Source organism: Roseibium algae (assembly GCF_037783265.1).
In the GTDB taxonomy this organism is placed as follows: domain Bacteria; phylum Pseudomonadota; class Alphaproteobacteria; order Rhizobiales; family Stappiaceae; genus Roseibium; species Roseibium algae.
In genome coordinates this window covers 17,796-37,407 of sequence record NZ_JBAKIA010000004.1, presented here as the reverse complement: position 1 = coordinate 37,407, position 19,612 = coordinate 17,796, and the positions used below count along the sequence as shown (strand labels likewise).

Below are 19,612 nucleotides of genomic sequence, written 5' to 3'. Positions count from 1 at the left end.
GTCAGTTTCCATTGCCCATGTGGCAATGACGAAAAGAGGTCAGTCTTGGGACAGCTTTATCTCAACAAGGTCACGAAGTCCTTCGGGTCGATTGACGTCATCAAAGGGGTGACCCTCGACGTTGAGGACGGTGAATTCGTCGTATTCGTTGGCCCTTCCGGATGCGGAAAGTCCACCTTGCTGCGCATCATTGCAGGTTTGGACGATGCCACCGAGGGCGAAATTGTCATCGATGGCCTGAAGGTCAATGATCTGGCACCAGTCAATCGTGGCATTGCAATGGTGTTTCAATCCTATGCGCTCTACCCACATATGTCTGTTTTCGAGAACATCGCCTTTCCGCTGCGCGTGGAAAAGATGGCGGAAGCTGAAATAACGGAAAAGGTCGAAAGCGTCGCTGCCGTCCTGAAGCTCGACAAGCACTTGCAGCAAAGGCCTGGAGCCCTTTCAGGCGGTCAACGCCAGCGCGTCGCCATCGGTCGTGCCATCGTGCGTGAGCCGAAGATCTTTCTGTTCGACGAACCTCTGTCGAACCTCGACGCAGCTCTGCGCGCCGACATGCGCATCGAGTTGACAAAGCTGCATCATGATCTTGCAGCCACCATGATCTACGTCACCCACGATCAGATCGAAGCCATGACCATGGCAGATCGTATTGTGGTGCTCAATGGCGGCTACATCTCTCAAGTCGGCAAGCCGCTTGAGCTCTATCACAAGCCACAAAACATGTTTGTCGCAGGTTTTATTGGAAATCCAAAAATGAATTTCCTGCCAGCGATTTGCACCGCGGCCGGACCAGAAGGCGTGAGCGTTGTTTGTGAAAATCAAACCGTGACGATTCCTGTGGAACCACGCGAAGGCCTTGTGGGCGCGAAGCTGATCCTGGGCATCCGCCCAGAACACATCGATCTAGGCCAAGGCGATGTGCAAATGTCCATTGTCCCATCTGTTGTCGAACGGCTCGGCGTTAACACAATTGTCTATTCGTCAGCCGCCGACGATGAACCTTTCAGTGCCGCCCTTGCTGGCGCCGCTGTCATTGCCGTAGACACTCCCGCGACGATCGGCTTCAGCGCAGCCGATTGCCATCTCTTTGATGACCAAGGGGAGGCTTTGGAGCGGCGCACCGAACTTCACGAAATTGATCTTGAAGCTCTGAACGCAACCTAGCCAAAAAACCGTCAAGGCTGGACGCCCATCAGGGGCGTCCTCACAAGCTGATCCAAGGTAAAATTTCCGCGCCAGCTCACTGGCGCGGGCATCTTCATAACGAGTAAAGATCGCGGTTACCAGACGTAGCCGCGGGCTGCGACAGGCTCCACACGCGTGATCACTCCGCCTTTGTGAAACACCATTTGGTCAACCAGATTCGAGACGACGCATGTGTGGTTCGGAATAATCCGGATCCGGTCGCCGACCTGTGGCCGCTTGTCTGGATCGCATTTCGAAAGATCCAGAACGCCATGCTCTTCGGACAGGCCCGTGATAACAGCTTCCGGATGGTTCACGACATAGCCGAAATCATCGAAACCCAGCAGATCAGACGTCAGCGCCTTTGAACCCGCATCGATGACAGCCCGCGTCTGTGTCGGACGCGAGACAACTGTCGCCAGAATTTCCATTGCACAGTCGTCCAGGCTGCAATGCCCGGCCCGAGCCATGGCACGATCATTGTAGACGTAAGTCCCTGCTCGATGCTCGGTTGCTGATGGCACCAGATGCGCATTGAATAGGCTCGGCGTCCCGCCATTGCTAACGATGCCACAAGTAATGCCGCGAGCTTTCAGAAGCCCGATAGCCTCGCTCAGGAACGCTTCTGTCTCCAGCTCGCCATCCGTCTTGGGATAGGTCAGAAGCCCGCCGAACGTCAGCCCGTCGCTACCAGAGATCAGGCAAGCCAGGTCGAATGCTTCAGCAGCGGACTGCACGCCACAGCGCCCACCGCCTGTGTCACATTCGACCAATACCTTGAGAGCCTTGTCCTTGCCGCCAAACATGCCGGATAATCCGGACACTGTCGTTGCGCTGTCCGCAACGACTTTCAGATCATCGATGCGTCCATTTAGAACTGCCAACTCTTCCAGCTTTTCTGGTCCCAGAATACTGAAGGTGATCAGAATGTCCTGAAAGCCGGCATCGGCAAAGACATCAGCTTCACTGATCTTCTGGCAGTTGAGACCCTGCGCGCCGGCTTCCGCCTGACGTGTGGCAATCGCCGGAATTTTATGGGTCTTGATATGTGGGCGGAACGCCTTGCCGATCTTGTCCATGTAGGATTGGACGCGGGTAATATTATTTTCCAGCCGATCTTCATCGATCACCGGAAGCGGCGTTGAAAGCTGGGTAATGAACGAACCGACCAGCGACGTGTTAGGAGCAAGTTTATGTAGTTTCTTATCCATGAGGGTTTTTCATCATTGGCCAGATATCCCGGCGAGCATGCCTGTAGGGCGTGTTGGCAGGAGAGTTCGGATAGGGCGAGCCCGCCGAACAATAAAGGATTTGCGAGGCAATCTTACTGAAGGACGCATGGAAGTGGTTGGTCGATTTAATGACCAGAATTTTCTTTTGCGCAGGATCAATACCCATAACGGAAAACAATGACGGATCAAAGCTCTGGGCTCTTACCGAATTCAGAATGATATCGATGCCATTCAAGCGGATATGCGCTGCATCGCCAAAAGGGGCGAAGCTCTCTCCGAAACGCATTTCAGCATCCCTTACCAACTTGACGATTGATACGCGGCCATCGACCGGGCTGCCTGTTCCTGGCGCTGACTTCGCACCAAACCGCAGGGGGATCTCGGCTCCCTCCCCCGCAGCCATGCAGATCTGAACTGCAACCGGATCCCAAATTGTGCCAAAGGCAACGCCCTCTCCGCCTCTTTCGATAAACTCTGCGAGAAGCACAGTTGCGTCTCCGGCAGTTCCACCACCCGGATTATCCCACATGTCGGCTATAACCGTCGGTCCGCTTTCAGCAAGCATTGCCTGTGCGACGGCTTCATCAACCGACAGCTGAGCCATCATATGACGGCCTCGGTTGGCAAAGAGTTCAAGGCCAAGCGAGCGGGTCAGTTGCGCTCCCTTCTCGGCATTGCCATTGGTCACCGCGATCATCTTTGTGCCCATTTCCGGCACATCACCAGCCATGAAGCCGTGTATCACAGACAAGGAGAGGACATCATTATCTTTGGTCTCAATCTGGTGAAGCTTGTCGACGAAAGAGCGCATTGGTTCTCGCGAAGTCGGAAACACGTCAATCATCCGGCAGTCAAAAACCGACATGATCGGGGTGACCCGCCCCTCGAGCGTATCGACAGCAATCCGCCAGAGGTCTTCTGCCCGATCAACGAAATCCGTATGCGGAAACTCCTTGAAGACTACAAAGAAATCTATCGCTGCAACTCGCTTTTCCGTCAGATGGCTATGCGGATCAAGTTCTGCACAAACCAGCACATCCGGGCCTACCAGGTCCCGAATACAGGTCAGGAGATCGCCTTCTGGGTCCAAATAGCCATCAGCGACCATTGCCCCATGAAGACCAAGAACAACCCCATCAACCGGCAATGCAGCTCGAAGTTGATCGAGAATTTCGTCTCGCAGACTTTCATAAGCTTGACGGTTGACCAGCCCTGCAGGGTCCGCCCAGGCAGCGGTTCCCTCGACCAGGGACCAGCCTTTCTCAGTGCAGACTCGTCGTCCAACCGTGAGCGGTGCGGAGCACAAAGTAGGCGTGACCGGATGTTCGCCGGGCTTCGCATAGAGGGACGCTTCGAACCCGCGCCGATCAATGCAGATAGGGGAAAAAGTGTTCGTTTCCGTCGCGAGAACAGCAGTAAAGAGCTTCAAGGGATTGGTTCCTGACGTGGAGACCACAAAGGGGCCTCAGCTTTCAGTCAATGGGTAGGGCAGATAGCCTGTAAAGCCAGAAATTTTCCAGCCGTCATTTTGCGCCCTGCAGTAATAAAGTGTCTGCCATTGCATGACATCGAAGTTTCCATCAGCACGCATGATGCCACCATCGAACTTCTTGCGCACAAGAGCCACGTCGCCCTTGATTTCGATTTCCTCCAGACGCGTTGCAGTGTGAATTGCCTTGCGGACGTCTTCAGCAAACTCGACTTCGGCAAATTCACGCGCCTGTTTTAGCCATTCATCGCGGTAGTGCTCAAGTGTGGGAAACGCCAGGGACCATTTATCTGGATTACTCGCCTTGTTTCCGCTGATCCCCAGAAAGCCCAAAGCAATGAAATCATCTTCGACCATGGACCAGTCGGCTGTCAGAAAAGCCTCGATATCTCGAGCGACAAGCATCTCCCAGATTGATCTGCGTGTCTCGTCTTGCTCCGGAAACGGATTGAGAAATGGATCCCGCATGGCGCCTCTATCTAAATAATTTTCATATATTGTGATTTTCTCTAGTCAATTTCTTAGCAATATGGTTCCATGTCAATCTGATAAGAAAATTATTTCCATACTAGAGTGAAGCAGACAGTATGAGCATAAAAAGATACGGCGCTGAAAAATCCGGCGCAGGTGGCCAGAACCTTCCCTTCGCGCGCGCGGTAGAAGCTGACGGATGGTTATATGTCTCCGGTCAGGTCGCCATGGTTGATGGCGAAGTGATAGAAGGTGGCATTATTCCACAGACCCACAAGGCAATCCAGAACCTGCTCAGCATTCTGGAAGAAGCCAATTATACCACTGCAGATGTTGTGCGATGCGGAATATGGTTGGATGATCCTCGTGATTTCTGGAGCTTCAACAAGATTTACCAGAGCTACTTCGGCGAAGCTCCGCCTGCCCGCGCATGTGTGCAGTCTTCAATGATGGTCGATTGCAAGGTCGAGATTGACTGCGTAGCCTATAAATCAAAGGCTTGATAACGCAGATAGGGCACGCAAAGCATGGACATCCTCGCGCGAATACAGAATGAGCAGGAGCAGTTTTCGCAGTCTGAGAAACGCATTGCGGAGATTCTTCTTAACGACTTCGATTTCGCGGTGAATGCCTCTATCGTGGAATTGGCTGAGCGGGCGGAAGTGTCTCCTCCGACGGTCACTCGTTTTTGCCGCAGACTGAATTGCCAGAACTACGCGGATTTCAAAGTTCAGCTGGCGAAAACCATGTTTGTGGGTGCACGCTATCTGAACCCAGGCACCAAGAGTACGGCGCCAGCAGATGTGGCCGAAGACATCGTTACCAAGGCCCAAAACGCCCTGTTTCTATTTCACCGTGCCTTTGATCCCGCGGCTGCTCAGTCTGTCGCAGATATCCTGTCCAAGTCGGAAATGATCTACGCCTTCGGGTCAGGCGGAAATTCATCAATGATTGCCCATGAGTTTCAAAACCGCCTGTTCCGGCTTGGCCTTCGGATAACCTCCTCGACCGATCATCACATGCAGATGATGCAGGCGGCTGCCGCCCGGCCGGAAGATTCAGTGATTGGCTCATCCTTTTCCGGCCGAAATATGGAACTTGTCCGTGTCTTCACCATGGCACGGGAAGCAGGCGCAACAACGATTGCCCTGACTCAGGCAGACAGCCCTGTTGCCAAGGCTGCCGACCATGTCTTGGCTATTGATCTGCCGGAAGGCAACAACATCTTCCGCCCAACCTCCACCCGCTTTGTTTATCTCGCACTCGTGGACATTCTGGCCAATCTGGTTGCGTACCAAAACCGGGCCCAATCGACAGTGGCCCTTCGCCACATCAAACACCAACTGGTTGCCTATCGCGATGAAGACGACAAGCAGCTCCTTGGGGACTGACCGCTTCTGCGGTTCCTGTCTCTCCAAAATCTAGGACACGACATGACTGGAACCGTAGCAGTTGTAACCGGTGCGGCCGGTGACATTGGCCTGGCCATCGCCCAACGCCTGTCAGATACACATGATAAGATCATTCTCGCTGACATCAATTCGGAAGCTGTCGCCAAATTATGCGATGTTAGGGAAGATAAATTCATACCAGCCGTATGTGATGTAACAAGTGAAGCGGACTGTGCGGAACTGGCCAGGTTTGCCGCAAGTCATGGCCCTGTAAATGCGCTGATCAACAATGCCGGAGCGGCACGGGCAACCACCCTGGCTGACACCACTGCGGAGATCTTCCGCAACGACACCGCGCTTAATCTGGAAGCCTCTTTTCTGACTTTCAAAGCCTTTGAGGCCGCACTCAAGCAAAGTCGTGGCAGCATCGTCAACATTGCCTCCGTCAATGGTCTCGCTGTCTTCGGCCACCCGGCTTACAGCGCTGCCAAGGCTGCCATGATCCACCTGACCAAGCTGATCGCAGTCGAATACGGCAAATACGGCATCCGCTGCAACGCCATTGCGCCCGGAACAGTCAAGACCCAGGCTTGGGAGGACCGCGCCGCAGTCAATCCGAATGTATTCGAAGAAGCAAAGCGCTGGTATCCGTTGCAGCGCGTCGCGGATCCAGCAGATGTTGCAAATGCCGTCTCATTTTTGTCCGGCGCGGAAGCCTCAGCCATCACAGGGGTTTGCCTGCCGGTCGACTGCGGCCTCTTGGCGGGCCAGGCAGAGCTCGCTCGCACTTTCAGCCAATCCGACAACTACTAAAAATAAACGATTTCCAAAGGACATACGCCATGGTCACGCTTCCCTTTGTGCTCGAAAACAGCTGGTATCCGATTGAAGGTGATCTGGCAGGCGGTTTTTCCTTTGTTCTGCACAATATGTCCGGAGCGGAAATCAGTAATTTCCGCTTGATCTACACGAGCTTGACCCGTGTCACAGACGAAGCTGTTTGCCAAAATGCGACCTTGCTCCGGCGTAATGCCAATTTCCATGAGTTCGGTCCGCCAGAAGGGTTTAAACTGGCCCCGGGAGACTCCTGGGCTTTCAAGGTCGATGGTTTACATCGATCTGCGAAACACCGTACTGATGGCGCAAAGTCCGCCTATGTGACCCTGTCCGATGGGACCCACAAGCCTTGCGCTATCGGCGATTTGATGCTGGAGGGCCGCCATAGCGAACCAGCCCCGAAGCTCCTCCCCGATGGCAAGGTAAGTGAACCTTTCTTTCTTCAGCCTTGGCCGAAAAAAACAAGTCTTGGCAAAGGGGACAGTTATCCCGTCGCCCTGTTCCTCAAGTCAGCAACAAGCGACGAAAAGTCGTCCGTGCAAAAAGTACAGACGCTCTATCAGCGCCTGTTCGCAGCAGACCATGTCCCCTTTGCACTCAGCCCTGTGCATGAGGGGCGAGAATTGGTGTTGCGTAAGACAAACACGCTTGCCAACGAAGAGTACAAGCTGACCTTTTCGGAAACGGAAGTGGCTCTTACTTACACAATGGAAAGCGGTCTTCAATACGGGCTGACGACACTTGCCCAGCTGCTGCACGGCGCAAGACAGGATCCGGAAACGTTTTCCTTCCCCTCCTCCGGTACGATTGACGACACCCCCCGATATGGCTGGCGCGGCTGCCATCTGGATGTATCCCGTCAGTTCTATCCGACGGCTGATGTCACCAGGCTGATCGATATCCTCGCCTGGTACAAGATGAACATCTTCCATTGGCATCTGACCGATGACGAAGCCTGGAGACTGGAGATCAAGGCCTATCCAGAGCTAACCACCATTGGTGCGACCCGTGGCCCTGACGAGATCTTGCTGCCGCAGCTTGGCAATGGCGCAGAAATCGTCAGCGGCTTCTATTCTCAGGATGAGGTGAAAGCCGTTGTCGCCCATGCAGCACACCTTGGCCTTGAGGTTGTTCCCGAGGTCGACATTCCAGGTCATTGCACGGCCGTTCTCGCCATTTTCGGCAACCTGTCTGATGGTCAGGAAGCACCGGACAGCTATCACTCTGTCCAAGGCTTCCCAAACAACGCTCTCAATCCTGCCATCGAAGCAACCTACGCGTTCCTCGCCACGGTATTCGATGAAATGGCATCACTCTTTCCCTCTCGCTACGTCCACATTGGCGGTGACGAAGTCGCAGACGGCTCATGGCTGGCCTCCCCCAAGGCCAAAAAGCTCATGGAACAAGAAGGCCTTGAAGGCACCTTTGGTCTGCAATCCTATTTCATGAAACGGGTTCAGCAGATGCTTCTGGAACGTGGCAAGTGCCTGGCCGGCTGGGATGAAGTGTCCCATGGCGGCGGCGTAAGTCCCGAAGGCACACTCCTGATGGCATGGCAGAACCCGGACGTCGGCATAGACCTGGCGCGCAAGGGCTATGACGTCGTCATGACACCGGGACAGGCCTATTACCTGGATATGGTTCAGGACGACGCCTGGCAGGAGCCCGGCGCGAGCTGGGCCGGCACTGTTCCGCCTGAACACTCCTATCATTATGAGGCGGAAGGTGATTTCCCGGAAGACTTGCGTCCGCGTCTGAAAGGCATACAGGCCTGCATCTGGTCCGAGAATTTCCTGTCACATGATTATTTCAACCGCCTGGTGTTCCCTCGACTTTGTGCAGTGGCTGAGGCCGGTTGGTCGCCGAAAGATGCCAAGGACTGGCTGCGTTTTGCTGCCATCGCCCCCTACGCTCCCAAGCTGTGAAGGACTGAACTCATGCGCATTGCCGTCGGCGGAATTCATACCGAATGCAGCACCTATTCCCCGGTGTTGATGCAGCCGGAGGACTTCTTCGTAATGCGGGGAGACGATCTCATAACATCCGAGTATTTCTCGTTTCTGCCCCGACCAGAGGTCATCCTATTCCCTCTCCTTCATGCCCGCGCAGTGCCTGGCGGCCCGGTGGCTCGGGCAACTTACGAGAGTTTCAAGGCAGAGTTCATTGATCGCCTGAAAGCTGCCTTACCTGTCGACGGGGTCTACCTCGCCATGCACGGTGCAATCAATGTCGAGGGTATGGACGACGCCGAAGGCGACTGGATTTCCGCTGTTCGTGATGTGGTCGGCCCGGACCTTCCCATGGCCGCAAGCTATGACCTGCACGGCAATGTCAGCCAACGGATCATCGACCAACTCGACATTTTCGCTGGTTACCGTACCGCCCCGCATATCGACGTTCGCGAAACCATGATGCGGACCTATTCCATGTTGGTGGAATGTCTGACCAGCGGAGAAGGCCCTGGCGTTGCCTGGGCTCCTGTTCCGGTTCTGCTGCCGGGCGAGAGAACCTCAACGGAAGATCAACCAGCTGCCCGTCTTTATGACGTACTCGCCAACTACGACAAGGCAGACGGCGTCCTGGATGCCAATTTGATGGTGGGTTACGTATGGGCCGACGAGCCCCGCGCAACAGCCTGCGCGGTTGTCACCGGAACGAACAAACCGGCAGCAGCCAAAGCCGCCGAAGCCATCGCACAGTCCTATTGGGATGCCCGCGACGACTTCAGATTTGGTCCTGCGACCGGGCCGTTGGCAGACATGATGGCATTAGCGGAAAGCTCTGTAACCAAGCCGGTGATCCTCGCCGATTCCGGCGATAATCCGACAGGTGGCGGTGTCGGAGACCGGGCTGATGTTCTGGGTGAACTGCTGAAGCGCGGTTTTACCGGCGCTCTTCTGGCTGGCATTACAGATGCACCCAATGTCCAGAAGTGCTTCAAGGCCGAAATTGGAGCAACGCTAAAACTGAAAATCGGCGGGTCTCTCGATCCATCAAGTCGGCCGGTCGAGGTGACAGCCCGGTTACTCACACTGGATGACCAGCCAGGCAGCTTGCAAGACGAACGCCAGGCGGTTTTGGAGATTAATGGAAACACGGTTGTTCTGGCAGCGCGCCGTCGCCCCTATCACAATATCGCCGATTTCACCCGCCTTGGCCTTGATCCGCAGTCGGCCCGCCTTGTCGTGGTCAAGTCGGGCTATCTCTCGCCTGAACTTGCCCCTATTGCTGCCCCCAATCTCATGGCACTGACAAATGGCGTTGTGAACCAGGATATCGAGCGTTTGCCCAACCTGCGCAGGGCAGGCCCCGCCTACCCTTTCGACAAGGACTTCGCCTTTACGCCCACGGCTCGCTTTTCGGCGCGCTGGAAGGACTGAGCAATCTCTCTGACTGACGCTAAATCAGTCGCCATTTTCTTTGGTTTTTATCCATGCTCTCAATGTACGCGGCAGCCTTTCGTCATACCCCGATCCGGGTCAGCGCAATTGCCATTTTTTTCTTTGGCCTTGCCGGCGCTGCGACGACCCCGTTCCAGTCCGTCATCGCCATTCAGGAGTTTGGTCTGAGCGATGCCGCATACTCGGCTGTGATCTTGTTTGCTGCCATCATCAATGTGGTGGCCAGTGTCGTGATCGGCATCTTTTCTGACCGTCTGGGCGACTACAGACGCGCCCTTCTTATGGTAAGCTGTTTCGGCATAGCCGGTTCTGGCCTGATCTACTTCGGTGCGAACACCGTCAGCTTTCTCATCGGCTTACTGGCCCTGCTTCCGATTTTCGGGGCTCTCAACTCGCTGATATTTGCCAATGTACGCGCCTATGCTGTGACTTTACCGGGCAATGAGTTTGCCGGGATCAATGCTGCTGTTCGTGCCATGATTTCCCTATCCTGGGTTTTGGTTCCGGGCCTTGTCGGTATGTTTCTGGCACATGCTGGCAGCATGCTACCAGCCTACCTGATCGCAATGGCAGCCTGTGTTGTCTGCTTTGGCTTGTTTCAATTTGCATTACCGCCCACACCGCTGGTCTCCAGTGAGTTGAAGCCGAAGGTGCCGTTCATGGCATCTATAAAACGGATCGCTCGTCCTGGTGTTGTGATCCGTTTGCTGGCCATTTCACTCATCACTTCCATGCTGCATGTGAACGCAGCAGTTCTGCCGCTTGTGACAACGGACATTGCAGGAGGAACACTGACCGATGTTGGAGTGATCATCGGCATGGTCGCTGTTCTGGAAATCGTTTTCATTTTTTTCTGGGGCCGTATGGAACCGAAATATGGGCCAGTGCGAACCATCGGCGCAGGCTCGATCCTATACGCTGCCTATCTGATCCTGCTGGGCCAGTCTTCATCCCCCATGCACATCTATGCGCTCTGCCTGATTAGCGGTCTGGGGGCCGCCGCAATCATCAGCTTGCCAATCACATATCTGCAGGAGCTCATTCCTGATCTCGCAGGCCTTGGCAGTTCTTTGATTTCCGTCAATCTGTTTGTGAGCGCGGGCATCAGCGCAATACTCTTTGCTCTCGGCACCTATGTGTCTGATTATGCTGGCACCTCCATCCTGGGCGGACTAGCAGGCATCTTGGGTGTTGCTCTCGTGTATGGCCTTGATGGCCGCCGTGCCGCTACAGTGAATTAGGAGCCGTCATGTCCCACAATAGCCAAACACTCTCCCAGGCAAGTACCCAGGCCGACAAGTCTGTTCTTCTAGAAGTCTGCGTGGATACGATCGATGGCTTGATCGCAGCTGTAGAGGGAGGCGCAGACCGGATAGAGTTGTGCTCTGCATTGTCTTTAGGCGGGCTAACGCCTTCGGTTGGCTTCATGCAGCAGGCTGCAACCTTTGGAATCCCGGTCTATCCTTTGATCCGCCCAAGACACGGCGGGTTCCATTATTCAACGGCAGAACTGGACACGATCAAACGTGACATAGATGCCGCCGCCGCCTGCAGCCTTCCCGGGGTCGTCATTGGAGCCTGCACCAGTGCCGGACACTTGGACACCAAGGTCCTTACAGACCTCATCCGACATGCCGGTCCGATGAACATCACATTGCACCGGGCCTTTGATCTGGTGCCCGATCAACAGGATGCGCTTGAGACAGCCATTGAGCTGGGCTTTTCCCGGATCTTGACCTCAGGCGGCGCGAAAACCGCGATGGACGGCATGGAGGCCATTTCAGCGCTTGCTTATGCTGCGAAGAACAGGATCTCCATCATGCCTGGCAGCGGAATCCAGCCCTCCAACGTAGCTAGCTTCCTAGCCACCTTGCCGATTACTGAAATTCACGCCTCCTGCTCATCTCCTCAAATGGATGAAGCTGGAAAAATCTCCGAGCTTGGCTTTCTCTCTGGCCCGGCAAAACAAACAAATGCAGACGTCGTTCGGGCTATGATATCAGAAATCAACAAGACCTAGCAGACTTCGTGTCATGGCTATCGGTTACAACGAAACTCGTCCCCATAGCCCAATCGAAAACAACTCACCGATATCGCTGAGGAACGGCCCAAAAGCGGCGGCTCCGCACTGCGCCTTAGGGCTCAGGCTCATAAAATTGGAACCGCTGGCGTTGAACTTGAAAAGGAGGAGCAGGAAAAGCCTGTAGGGCTATGCCTTGCATGGATCAAAAGCTCTGATGCCAACTCCGCAGCAGGTTTACCGTCCTTCGGATGGATCTGGAACGGGCCGTCTACAGTGCATTCAACTTTATGGGCCCGAGCCTTAAGACCCGAAAAATTGCCAGCCAGTTGGTCCAAACAAGCGGAGCTGGTAAAGCTAACATTTCCTAACTAAGCGATGGAGCAATTCAACGGCAGAGGCTCTGGCTTTTGCGCCAGACGCTGTCCAGTGACTTCCAGGACCAGCGGGACCTTATCAAGTCTCCTGGGTAAGCCGCCGCACCGCAAACCCCATGCGTTAAAACGCAACCGCAGAAAAACGGGGAAGCTCACTGTAGTGTCAGCAATGACTGCGCTCCGCAGCAAAACAGAGACAGCGTAAAGCTCTGATAATCCGAACGAATATCAGGAAAACAAACTTATACTATGCATAAATCGGGAGAATGGCTGTGCATTTATTTTCTGGCGAACCGGTCTGGTTTTATGCGCAGCAAAAATGGCGATAGAAAGCAAGAAAAAACCTCCTTCAACATCAGAAAAATACTATTATTCAATAACTTGATCGTGAAAACGCATCTTCTCTTTTTTGGAAATTCGGTTGAGATGGCTATCCAAGGTTATCTGATATTCGTTTTTAAGCGGGATAAACCGGTCCAAATCGTGCCGTTGGGCGCGAGACGATTGTCGTTAAACGTAATTGGATTGTCGTTACGCGGGTTTACTCAGCGTTTAGCCGGTTACGAAATGCCAGGACCCGGGGTCGCAGGGGCATTGCGCAAGCTGATTTTGGCACTCAACGCCATTGTGCGATGGCTTTTTGCGGTTACGCGAGCCGTATTTTGAGTGGACTGTCAGACACTTGCCCGTGTGCGTTTTGAGTGGTTTGGCGTTGGCGCACGCAGGCCTTAACGGTCTCACCATTCTAATATTCGCCGTAATCCACAGGCGGATTGGAAAAATATTCTACAATTTGAGGGCCATTTTAGGCCAGATACGCAAACTTGTTTTAAACGGGTCTAAAACACCTCTTGAAGGGTCTTTGAAGACCTTTTGAACACACACGCGTTTGGTCGGAAACAGTTTTGCTTTCTGCAGGGAACCCATTGCGGGTCTCGGCTGTGGTTTTGTAACCTTCTCCTTAGTTCCAGCGTATTCAAATCATCGAACATGGCCCTGCGCCTTGACGGCGGGCCGAGTGGAGAATGCAGATTCATCCGCCAAACGAAGACCTGTGTCCGATTGATCGCCTTGTGCCTTACGCGAACAATGCCCGCAGCCATTCCAGGAAACAAATCAGACAGATCGCAGACAGCATCAAACGCTTTGGCTTCTGTAATCCGGTGCTGGTCGCAGACGACAACACGATCATAGCTGGCCACGGCCGGGTTGAAGCTGCCAAATTGATCGGCATGGCCGATGTTCCAGTTCGCAGGCTCTCACATTTATCGCACGATGAGGTTCGGGCTTACATTCTGGCCGACAACAAACTGGCAGAAAACGCCGGTTGGGACCGGGATCTTCTCGCCATTGAAATGCAAGGCCTGATGGATCTCGATTTTGACATTGAGGATCTGGGCTTTTCGACTGCCGAAATCGACCTGACCATTGGCGACGCTCAACCGTCCTCTTCAATAGCCGAGACTGGTCTGGATGTCGTTGAGCCCGTGGATCCGGGACCTACGGTAACCCGATCGGGCGACCTCTGGCAGCTTGGACCGCATCGGCTTCTGTGCGGTGATGCGCGGTCCGATGAGGAAGTGAGCCGCCTGTGTGGTGGCCAGCCAGCCTCCCTGCTGTTCACCGATCCGCCCTAAAACGTCCCAATCGATGGACATGTCAGTGGGCTTGGCAGCGTCAAACATCGTGAGTTTGCTCTGGCGTCCGGCGAGATGGATGAGGCCGGGTTTACCCTGTTCCTGCGCCAGTCTCTAAAGGCTGCAGCGTCGCAGTTGGTCGATGGTGCTATTGCCTATGTCTGCATGGACTGGCGTCACATGCGCGAGGTGCTCGACGCAGGTCATTCAGTCTTCAATGAGCTGAAGAACCTGTGCGTCTGGAACAAGACCAATGGCGGCATGGGCTCGTTTTACCGCTCGAAGCACGAACTCGTCTTTGTGTTCAAGAAAGGCACTGCGCCCCACATCAACACCTTCGGTCTGGGAGACACGGGGCGCTACCGCACCAACGTCTGGGATTATCCTGGCATCAGTTCACTGGGGGCAACCAGAAATGATGCCCTTGCCATGCATCCGACCTTCAAGCCGGTGGCCCTGATTGCCGATGCGATCCGGGATTGTTCAAGGCGCGGTGATGTTGTGCTCGACGTGTTTGGTGGATCGGGGTCAACGTTGATTGCTGCTGATCAGTGCGGGCGTGTTGCCCGGCTTATCGAGATCGATCCGCTTTACTGTGACACCATCATTCGTCGGTTTGAGCGCGTGACCGGAGAGCGCGCACATCTGGCTTCGACCGAAGAGGCATTCGCAGATGTGAAAGCGCAGCGGGAGAGGGGACCCGGCACAGGCACCCAGACCAAGACTGGGATTGAACACATCAGCCAGCAGTCCCTTGTAGAGGGAGACGCATGATGGCTGTCAGAAGAAACAAGTCGCGCCAAGCTGCCTCAGGGGGACCTGAGCTCCCTGCCCTCACCCCGTTGTAACTGGCGCTTCTGTAGGAGGCCAATCGAAAGGTCACGATCGTCAGTGATGGCCAGCAGCAGCAGGTGAGTATAGATCAGGTCGTGTCCCGTAAGTTGCTGCAGATGGCGGCAAACGGCTCGGTCCATGCGCTCAGCAATGCGGTCAACGAAATCAACGCGGCGCAACGGCTTCAGCAAAAGCAGATTGACGAGGATGTCGATTTGGCAATCGATATAAAAAGCATCAACGACAGCTGCTCGACCAGGCTATCGAAAATGGTGACGACCCCGAGACTGTTTTACCTCATCCGGACGATATTCAAGTCATTGAGGGTCGGGGCTACAGGATCACCGGTCCAGCCGATGAAGTCGGTCTCAAGATCGTCAAAGCGCACTGCGGCAAACGCGACGTGTTGATATTGCAGGCTGCGTTGGAAGAGCGGATTGGCGGAGCGACACCAGATCCGGTTTGTGAGACCACAGGGGAGCCATTTGCCGGTGCAACTGCTCTTGTCCTCGCCCACGTCATGAACACTGATTTGCCAGAGCGGTACACAAAATCGGACGTAGACCTGACAAGGGATCTCATGCGTCACGGCAGGATGACAAAACGCGAATTGCTGAAGGAAACTCATCGTGCATGGGCGTCAATCCAAAGCACGAAACCGCGTGGTTGGGTTCTACCGCCCTACCAACAAACACTGGCGAGGCTGGAGCAGTGCATGTCGCTCTGTGTAAACCTTGCACACAAGATGAAAGACAGGAAACGCACAAGTGAGAGAGAAATAGTGGCGGAGATCATGAAGATGGGGTGACTTGCAGCGAGACTGTCAAACAATGGTGCCATTAGACCCGAGTGACAGTAGGCCGTGGTCCAGAGGACGAGACAGGCTCAGGCCGGCCATGCTTTGGCTTTCAAAATGGAGCTAGCAAGTAGGCGGATCATCACATCAAGCTCAAGAGAGTTCAAACAACTTGTAAAGTTAATAGGCAGAGCAGATGAACAGCCCGGCATAGGCGCAGCCCGGGATGATGCAAGGAATGCCTACGAAAAGGTAGGGCCGCTTTCCAAACTATAGGGATGGACCAATCAGATGGGGCCGATCAGCTGCCGAGGCCGTGCAAGTCATTGACTTTGCAACGGTCGAAGACCTTGAAGGCGTCATAGTTTCGGCGTTCGGAGATCCGGGGCTGGAAGATCTCGCCAGCCGATTGCTCGTTCCGGTCGTTGGCATTGCCCAATCCGGCATGCAAGCAGCAGCGGCTGGTGGCAGGCGGTATTCAGTGGTGACAACAACCCCGGATCTCGTAGGGGCCATACAAAGGAAAGCCAAGATGCTGGGCCTTGGGCCTCAGCTTGCCTCCATCCGCCTGACGTCAGGGGATCTGGCAGAGACCATGACCCACCCGGACCTTTTGTCGGACCGTCTGGGTGCCGCAGTTGAAGAGGCCGTCCGGCTCGACGGCGCATCCGCAATTGTGATTGGCGGCGGCCCGCTGGCAGAAGCTGCAAAGAGCCTGGAGAACCGGGTTTCCGTTCCTTTGATCGAACCGGTGCCCGAAGCAGTCCGTAGTCTAAGGGCTCGGATTTAAGAAAACCCGGCGCGGTAAAACGTTTGCCTCATTTCCCGCCAGCAGATGAAAAAATTGCCAACTGAAATTACGCAATGAATACAGTTTCTGCGCAAAAAACAAACTCCCCTCCGCCGTGAGAGAGGCGGATATAAGCGGCGTGGCTGTGATATGCCTCACCTTACGGAAGGCGCCGGTGGAACTCTGCCCGCGGATCGACGCAATTAGTGTCGACATCCGCGACATGGGCCCCTCTGCCTACAAAAAGCGTATTTCCTCAGGAACTGAATGAATGCAAAGAACGCTACCCGACTTCGGATTAATTCGCAGTCGAGAACACCGCTCGTCAAAGTGAAAGAACCGCAAACGGAAATGGCTTCCAGTCCCGCAGGGGCGAGGTTCCCGCCTAAGTTCCAGAGGCGGACGTCTAATTCGTCAGGCCCGCCTGCGCTGCCCACGCAGTATGACGGGCTTTGCGCATTCAAAACTCCTGCGTCCGCCTTTCCAGCCAGCCAGCGGGCGCGCTATTGTACGGACGGCTTCTCCGGGACTACTGCAATCGAGAAGCACGATATCGGCCTCGCCGCCAATTCGGATACCGTATTCCTGTCCCATCAAGGCCGCGGCATCTTTTGAAACCATATCGAAGGCTGCATGGATATCTTCTTCCCGGGCAAGCTGGGCGACATTAGCGTAAAAATTTGCCATTCGCCCCAGCGAAGCATCACCGTACGGAGTGAACGGGTTCAGGATATTGTTACTCGCAATCGATGTTCGAACTCCATTCGCATGGAGGAGATGGGCTGGCGCGACACCACGCGGAATGAGATGATCAAACGCGCGACCATTTAAAAACATGTCAGTTGCAGGCAAAACTGTGAGCCCAATACCGGCCTCCTGCAATTGATCGGCAATTGCGGTGACCCCATCCTTTCCCATCGCTGACAGATTGGTGACGTGACCGATTGATACCCGGCCCTGATAGCCTCGCCGAACCGTTTCGCTGATAACTGATGGCAGATCCGTGTGTGCCGGATCCAGGTCAAAATCGAGATGGAAGTCAACTGAAACATCATATTTTTTAGCGATGTCGAAGATCATGGCAATCTGCTTGGAAGGATCGGGATCGACATAAGGCGCTCCTCCAACAAGATCAGCACCATCACTCAGCGCGGCTTCCAAGAGTTCGTATGTCTCAAGCTCGTTGGTCAGCCCCTCCTGAGCGAAAGCGCAAATTTCGATGTCTATGGCGAAGGCATAGTCTTCCCGAATCCGCTTAATAGCTGCGAAGGAACGCAGATTGACACGCGGATCAACCTCAACAAAGGTTCGAAGCCGCGTGGTGCCATTGACGATCGCACTCTCGACCACCTTCGCCGCGCGAGCATAAACATCTTCTTCTGTAAATTCAGCCTTGGCTTTTGCCGTTTCACTAACGGCCTCGGCCAAGGTTCCCTTGCATAATGTACAGCGAGAAAGAATACCGGCCTTATCGAGATGAATGTGCGTTTCGACAAAGCCTGGGAAAGCGAACTTGCCTTCGCCATCGAACGCCTCGACTGCTTCGCAAACGAGGTTTCTGCCGATCTTGGCCACACGGCCGTTCTCGATGGCGAGATCGACAGGTCCACCGTTTTCGTTCAGGCGAACGCTGCGAATGAGAAGATCGAATTGGGGTGTCTTGCTCATGAAAGGCCTATTTCTCCAGCATTGTTTTGCGGGTCGTACGCACGCACCAGGTTGGCGGAGTACGCCTTCCGGGCCAACAAGTTGGTTCAATTGTTCAATCATCGAAACAACTTGCCCGCGCGCTACGAGTTCGCCTTCAAGCCCGGGGCACCCGACTGCCCCGGGAGTGGATAATTGCTGCGCGACCTGATCAATTTCCTTGAAGGTTTCGCATGTCCCGGTTTCATCGGACACGATCCGGATCGCATCGGCTCGGGAAATCTGGCCTGATGCCGCCGTGATGCCCGGCAAGGGGTCAGTCTCCTGCAACTGGTGTGACATTGACGCCACGCTTGAAAACGGTGCGTTTCGCGGGCCGTTCCGCAACCGCTTCGCCAATCGACCTCACCGGTAAGAGTATGAAGTCAGCGGGAGCGCCGACCGTCATCCCACTGGGACGGCCAATCACCTGAGACGGCGCGTCGCTGACCAGAGCGAACGCCAGTTCCAGATCCTCATCCGAGCGATAGTCCTGCCGGTCGCATACGATTGCGGCGCGCTCCAGAAGGTCGCCGTTTCCGAAGGGGGACCATGCATCGCGGATATTGTCGGACCCGCTGAAAACGCGAACGCCCGCCGCCTGCAAAGGCTTGACCGGTGGCATGGGAACGGGGCCGGGAGCTGTGGTCATGATGGCAATATCAGCTTTGGCAAGCAAACTTGCGGTCAAATCAAAATCAAACGCGTCGAGCTCTCCAAGGCAAAAAGCGTGGCTGACGGCGACGCGACCGTTCAGTCCCAATGCAAGCGTTCTTTCGGCGATTTGGCGCAATTCAAAAGCGCCGAGCGCTCCTGCGTCGTGCAGATGCAGGTCGATGCCAACACCGTGTTTGCCCGCGATATCGAAAACGATATCGAGATGGCCACTCACATCCCCATCAATCCCTGCCGGATCAAGACCACCGACCAGATCAGCCCCGGCTTCAATTGCGGCATTCAACAAGTCTGCCGTACCGGGATCGCGAAGGATGCCGGATTGCGGAAAGGCCACAATCTGTATGTCCATTAGATGCCGGTAGCGCTCCTTCAACGCCAGTTCGGCCTCCAGCCCCATCAAACCGATTTCGGTATCGATATCCACATGGCTGCGCAGCGCCACCGTGCCTTGTGCCGAAAGTTTTTCAATAAGCAGGGCGCCGCGTGTTTCGACCGGCACATCGATTGTACGCCGAAGGTGTTTCTCCGCCTCTATGCGTTTGCCAACCGTGTCGCCGGGGATGTGCGGAATGAAAGGCAGCCCGATAAGGGTTTTGTCCAAATGGACATGGCCATCAACCAGGCCCGGCAGTATCAGTGCCCCCTCTCCATCAAAGCTTCTGCTGGCTGCCAGAACCTCTGGCCCGAGAGATTGAATTCGACCCTGCGAAACGGCAACAGCCCCTGAGGTTCCGTCCGGGAAACGAATATTTTCAATGAGAAGTTCAGCGCGCATGTGTTTC

Annotated in this window: 16 protein-coding genes and 2 pseudogenes; 13 read left to right on the top strand and 5 right to left on the bottom strand. The window is 54.8% G+C overall.

The genetic code is table 11. From position 1 onward, the window contains the following. Positions 1 to 45: 45 nt before the first annotated feature. Positions 46 to 1,170, top strand: coding sequence for an ABC transporter ATP-binding protein (locus tag V6575_RS06555; protein WP_340273400.1), 1,125 nt, complete (start codon positions 46 to 48; stop codon positions 1,168 to 1,170). Positions 1,171 to 1,286: 116 nt separating this feature from the next. Here V6575_RS06555 and V6575_RS06550 read toward each other — a convergent pair whose 3' ends face one another. The 3 genes from V6575_RS06550 to V6575_RS06540 are packed head-to-tail and all read right to left on the bottom strand — an operon-like array spanning position 1,287 to position 4,380. Continuing rightward, complete coding sequence (locus V6575_RS06550) at positions 1,287 to 2,402, bottom strand: D-TA family PLP-dependent enzyme (protein ID WP_340273399.1); 1,116 nt, start codon at positions 2,400 to 2,402, stop codon at positions 1,287 to 1,289. Continuing rightward, positions 2,395 to 3,852, bottom strand: coding sequence for a M81 family metallopeptidase (locus V6575_RS06545; protein ID WP_340273398.1), 1,458 nt, complete (start codon positions 3,850 to 3,852; stop codon positions 2,395 to 2,397). Before V6575_RS06545 ends, V6575_RS06550 begins: the two co-directional genes overlap by 8 nt. Before the next feature lie 36 nt (positions 3,853 to 3,888). Next, positions 3,889 to 4,380 carry a hypothetical protein gene (locus tag V6575_RS06540; protein WP_340273397.1) on the bottom strand — a complete coding sequence of 164 codons (492 nt, stop codon included), beginning with the start codon at positions 4,378 to 4,380 and terminating at the stop codon, positions 3,889 to 3,891. A gap of 119 nt (positions 4,381 to 4,499) precedes the next feature. On the opposite strand from V6575_RS06540, the gene V6575_RS06535 reads away from it, so the two are divergent. The 12 genes and pseudogenes from V6575_RS06535 to V6575_RS06475 form a co-directional block, all read left to right on the top strand. After that, on the top strand, positions 4,500 to 4,886 hold the full coding sequence (locus tag V6575_RS06535) for a RidA family protein (protein ID WP_340273396.1): 387 nt from the start codon (positions 4,500 to 4,502) through the stop codon (positions 4,884 to 4,886). A gap of 24 nt (positions 4,887 to 4,910) precedes the next feature. Then, positions 4,911 to 5,774: a MurR/RpiR family transcriptional regulator gene (locus tag V6575_RS06530; RefSeq protein WP_340273395.1), complete on the top strand. Its 864-nt coding sequence runs from the start codon at positions 4,911 to 4,913 to the stop codon at positions 5,772 to 5,774. 42 nt (positions 5,775 to 5,816) lie between these two features. Further along, positions 5,817 to 6,587, top strand: coding sequence for an SDR family oxidoreductase (locus V6575_RS06525; protein ID WP_340273394.1), 771 nt, complete (start codon positions 5,817 to 5,819; stop codon positions 6,585 to 6,587). Positions 6,588 to 6,616: 29 nt separating this feature from the next. After that, complete coding sequence (locus V6575_RS06520) at positions 6,617 to 8,536, top strand: beta-N-acetylhexosaminidase (protein WP_340273393.1); 1,920 nt, start codon at positions 6,617 to 6,619, stop codon at positions 8,534 to 8,536. A 12-nt stretch (positions 8,537 to 8,548) separates the two neighbouring features. Then, positions 8,549 to 9,991: a M81 family metallopeptidase gene (locus V6575_RS06515; RefSeq protein WP_340273392.1), complete on the top strand. Its 1,443-nt coding sequence runs from the start codon at positions 8,549 to 8,551 to the stop codon at positions 9,989 to 9,991. 53 nt (positions 9,992 to 10,044) lie between these two features. Continuing rightward, positions 10,045 to 11,253: an MFS transporter gene (locus tag V6575_RS06510; RefSeq protein ID WP_340273391.1), complete on the top strand. Its 1,209-nt coding sequence runs from the start codon at positions 10,045 to 10,047 to the stop codon at positions 11,251 to 11,253. An 8-nt stretch (positions 11,254 to 11,261) separates the two neighbouring features. Further along, the gene (locus V6575_RS06505; RefSeq protein ID WP_340273390.1) at positions 11,262 to 12,032 is read left to right on the top strand and encodes a copper homeostasis protein CutC; all 771 of its coding nucleotides are present in this window, start codon (positions 11,262 to 11,264) and stop codon (positions 12,030 to 12,032) included. Positions 12,033 to 12,658: 626 nt separating this feature from the next. Further along, entirely contained in the window at positions 12,659 to 13,075 is a 417-nt protein-coding gene (locus tag V6575_RS06500) for a hypothetical protein (RefSeq protein WP_340273389.1), read from the top strand. Positions 13,076 to 13,440: 365 nt separating this feature from the next. After that, positions 13,441 to 14,820, top strand: a pseudogene (locus tag V6575_RS23310) (site-specific DNA-methyltransferase). A 137-nt stretch (positions 14,821 to 14,957) separates the two neighbouring features. Next, complete coding sequence (locus V6575_RS06485) at positions 14,958 to 15,290, top strand: hypothetical protein (protein ID WP_340273386.1); 333 nt, start codon at positions 14,958 to 14,960, stop codon at positions 15,288 to 15,290. Continuing rightward, positions 15,284 to 15,688, top strand: a complete 405-nt coding sequence (locus tag V6575_RS06480) for a hypothetical protein (protein ID WP_340273385.1) — start codon at positions 15,284 to 15,286, stop codon at positions 15,686 to 15,688. The genes V6575_RS06485 and V6575_RS06480 overlap by 7 nt, the downstream gene beginning before the upstream one ends. A 265-nt stretch (positions 15,689 to 15,953) precedes the next feature. Beyond that, a pseudogene (locus tag V6575_RS06475) lies at positions 15,954 to 16,466 on the top strand (aspartate/glutamate racemase family protein); the annotation flags it as partial. A gap of 414 nt (positions 16,467 to 16,880) precedes the next feature. On the opposite strand, the gene V6575_RS06470 reads toward V6575_RS06475, so the two are convergent. Together V6575_RS06470 and V6575_RS06465 are read right to left on the bottom strand one after the other, a co-directional pair. Continuing rightward, complete coding sequence (locus V6575_RS06470) at positions 16,881 to 18,134, bottom strand: amidohydrolase family protein (protein WP_340273932.1); 1,254 nt, start codon at positions 18,132 to 18,134, stop codon at positions 16,881 to 16,883. A 295-nt stretch (positions 18,135 to 18,429) separates the two neighbouring features. Then, positions 18,430 to 19,605 (bottom strand): amidohydrolase family protein, encoded by a 1,176-nt coding sequence (locus V6575_RS06465; RefSeq protein ID WP_340273384.1) that lies wholly within the window; start codon positions 19,603 to 19,605, stop codon positions 18,430 to 18,432. Between the last annotated feature and the right edge of the window lie 7 nt (positions 19,606 to 19,612).

Coding starts and splice junctions, on each gene's coding strand:
- V6575_RS06505 (WP_340273390.1), top strand. CDS start 11,262: ATGTCCCACAATAGCCAAACACTCTCCCAGGCAAGTACCCAGGCCGAC.
- V6575_RS06500 (WP_340273389.1), top strand. CDS start 12,659: ATGCATAAATCGGGAGAATGGCTGTGCATTTATTTTCTGGCGAACCGG.
- V6575_RS06520 (WP_340273393.1), top strand. CDS start 6,617: ATGGTCACGCTTCCCTTTGTGCTCGAAAACAGCTGGTATCCGATTGAA.
- V6575_RS06465 (WP_340273384.1), bottom strand. CDS start 19,605: ATGCGCGCTGAACTTCTCATTGAAAATATTCGTTTCCCGGACGGAACC.
- V6575_RS06510 (WP_340273391.1), top strand. CDS start 10,045: ATGCTCTCAATGTACGCGGCAGCCTTTCGTCATACCCCGATCCGGGTC.
- V6575_RS06530 (WP_340273395.1), top strand. CDS start 4,911: ATGGACATCCTCGCGCGAATACAGAATGAGCAGGAGCAGTTTTCGCAG.
- V6575_RS06525 (WP_340273394.1), top strand. CDS start 5,817: ATGACTGGAACCGTAGCAGTTGTAACCGGTGCGGCCGGTGACATTGGC.
- V6575_RS06550 (WP_340273399.1), bottom strand. CDS start 2,402: ATGGATAAGAAACTACATAAACTTGCTCCTAACACGTCGCTGGTCGGT.
- V6575_RS06535 (WP_340273396.1), top strand. CDS start 4,500: ATGAGCATAAAAAGATACGGCGCTGAAAAATCCGGCGCAGGTGGCCAG.
- V6575_RS06470 (WP_340273932.1), bottom strand. CDS start 18,134: ATGAGCAAGACACCCCAATTCGATCTTCTCATTCGCAGCGTTCGCCTG.
- V6575_RS06515 (WP_340273392.1), top strand. CDS start 8,549: ATGCGCATTGCCGTCGGCGGAATTCATACCGAATGCAGCACCTATTCC.
- V6575_RS06540 (WP_340273397.1), bottom strand. CDS start 4,380: ATGCGGGATCCATTTCTCAATCCGTTTCCGGAGCAAGACGAGACACGC.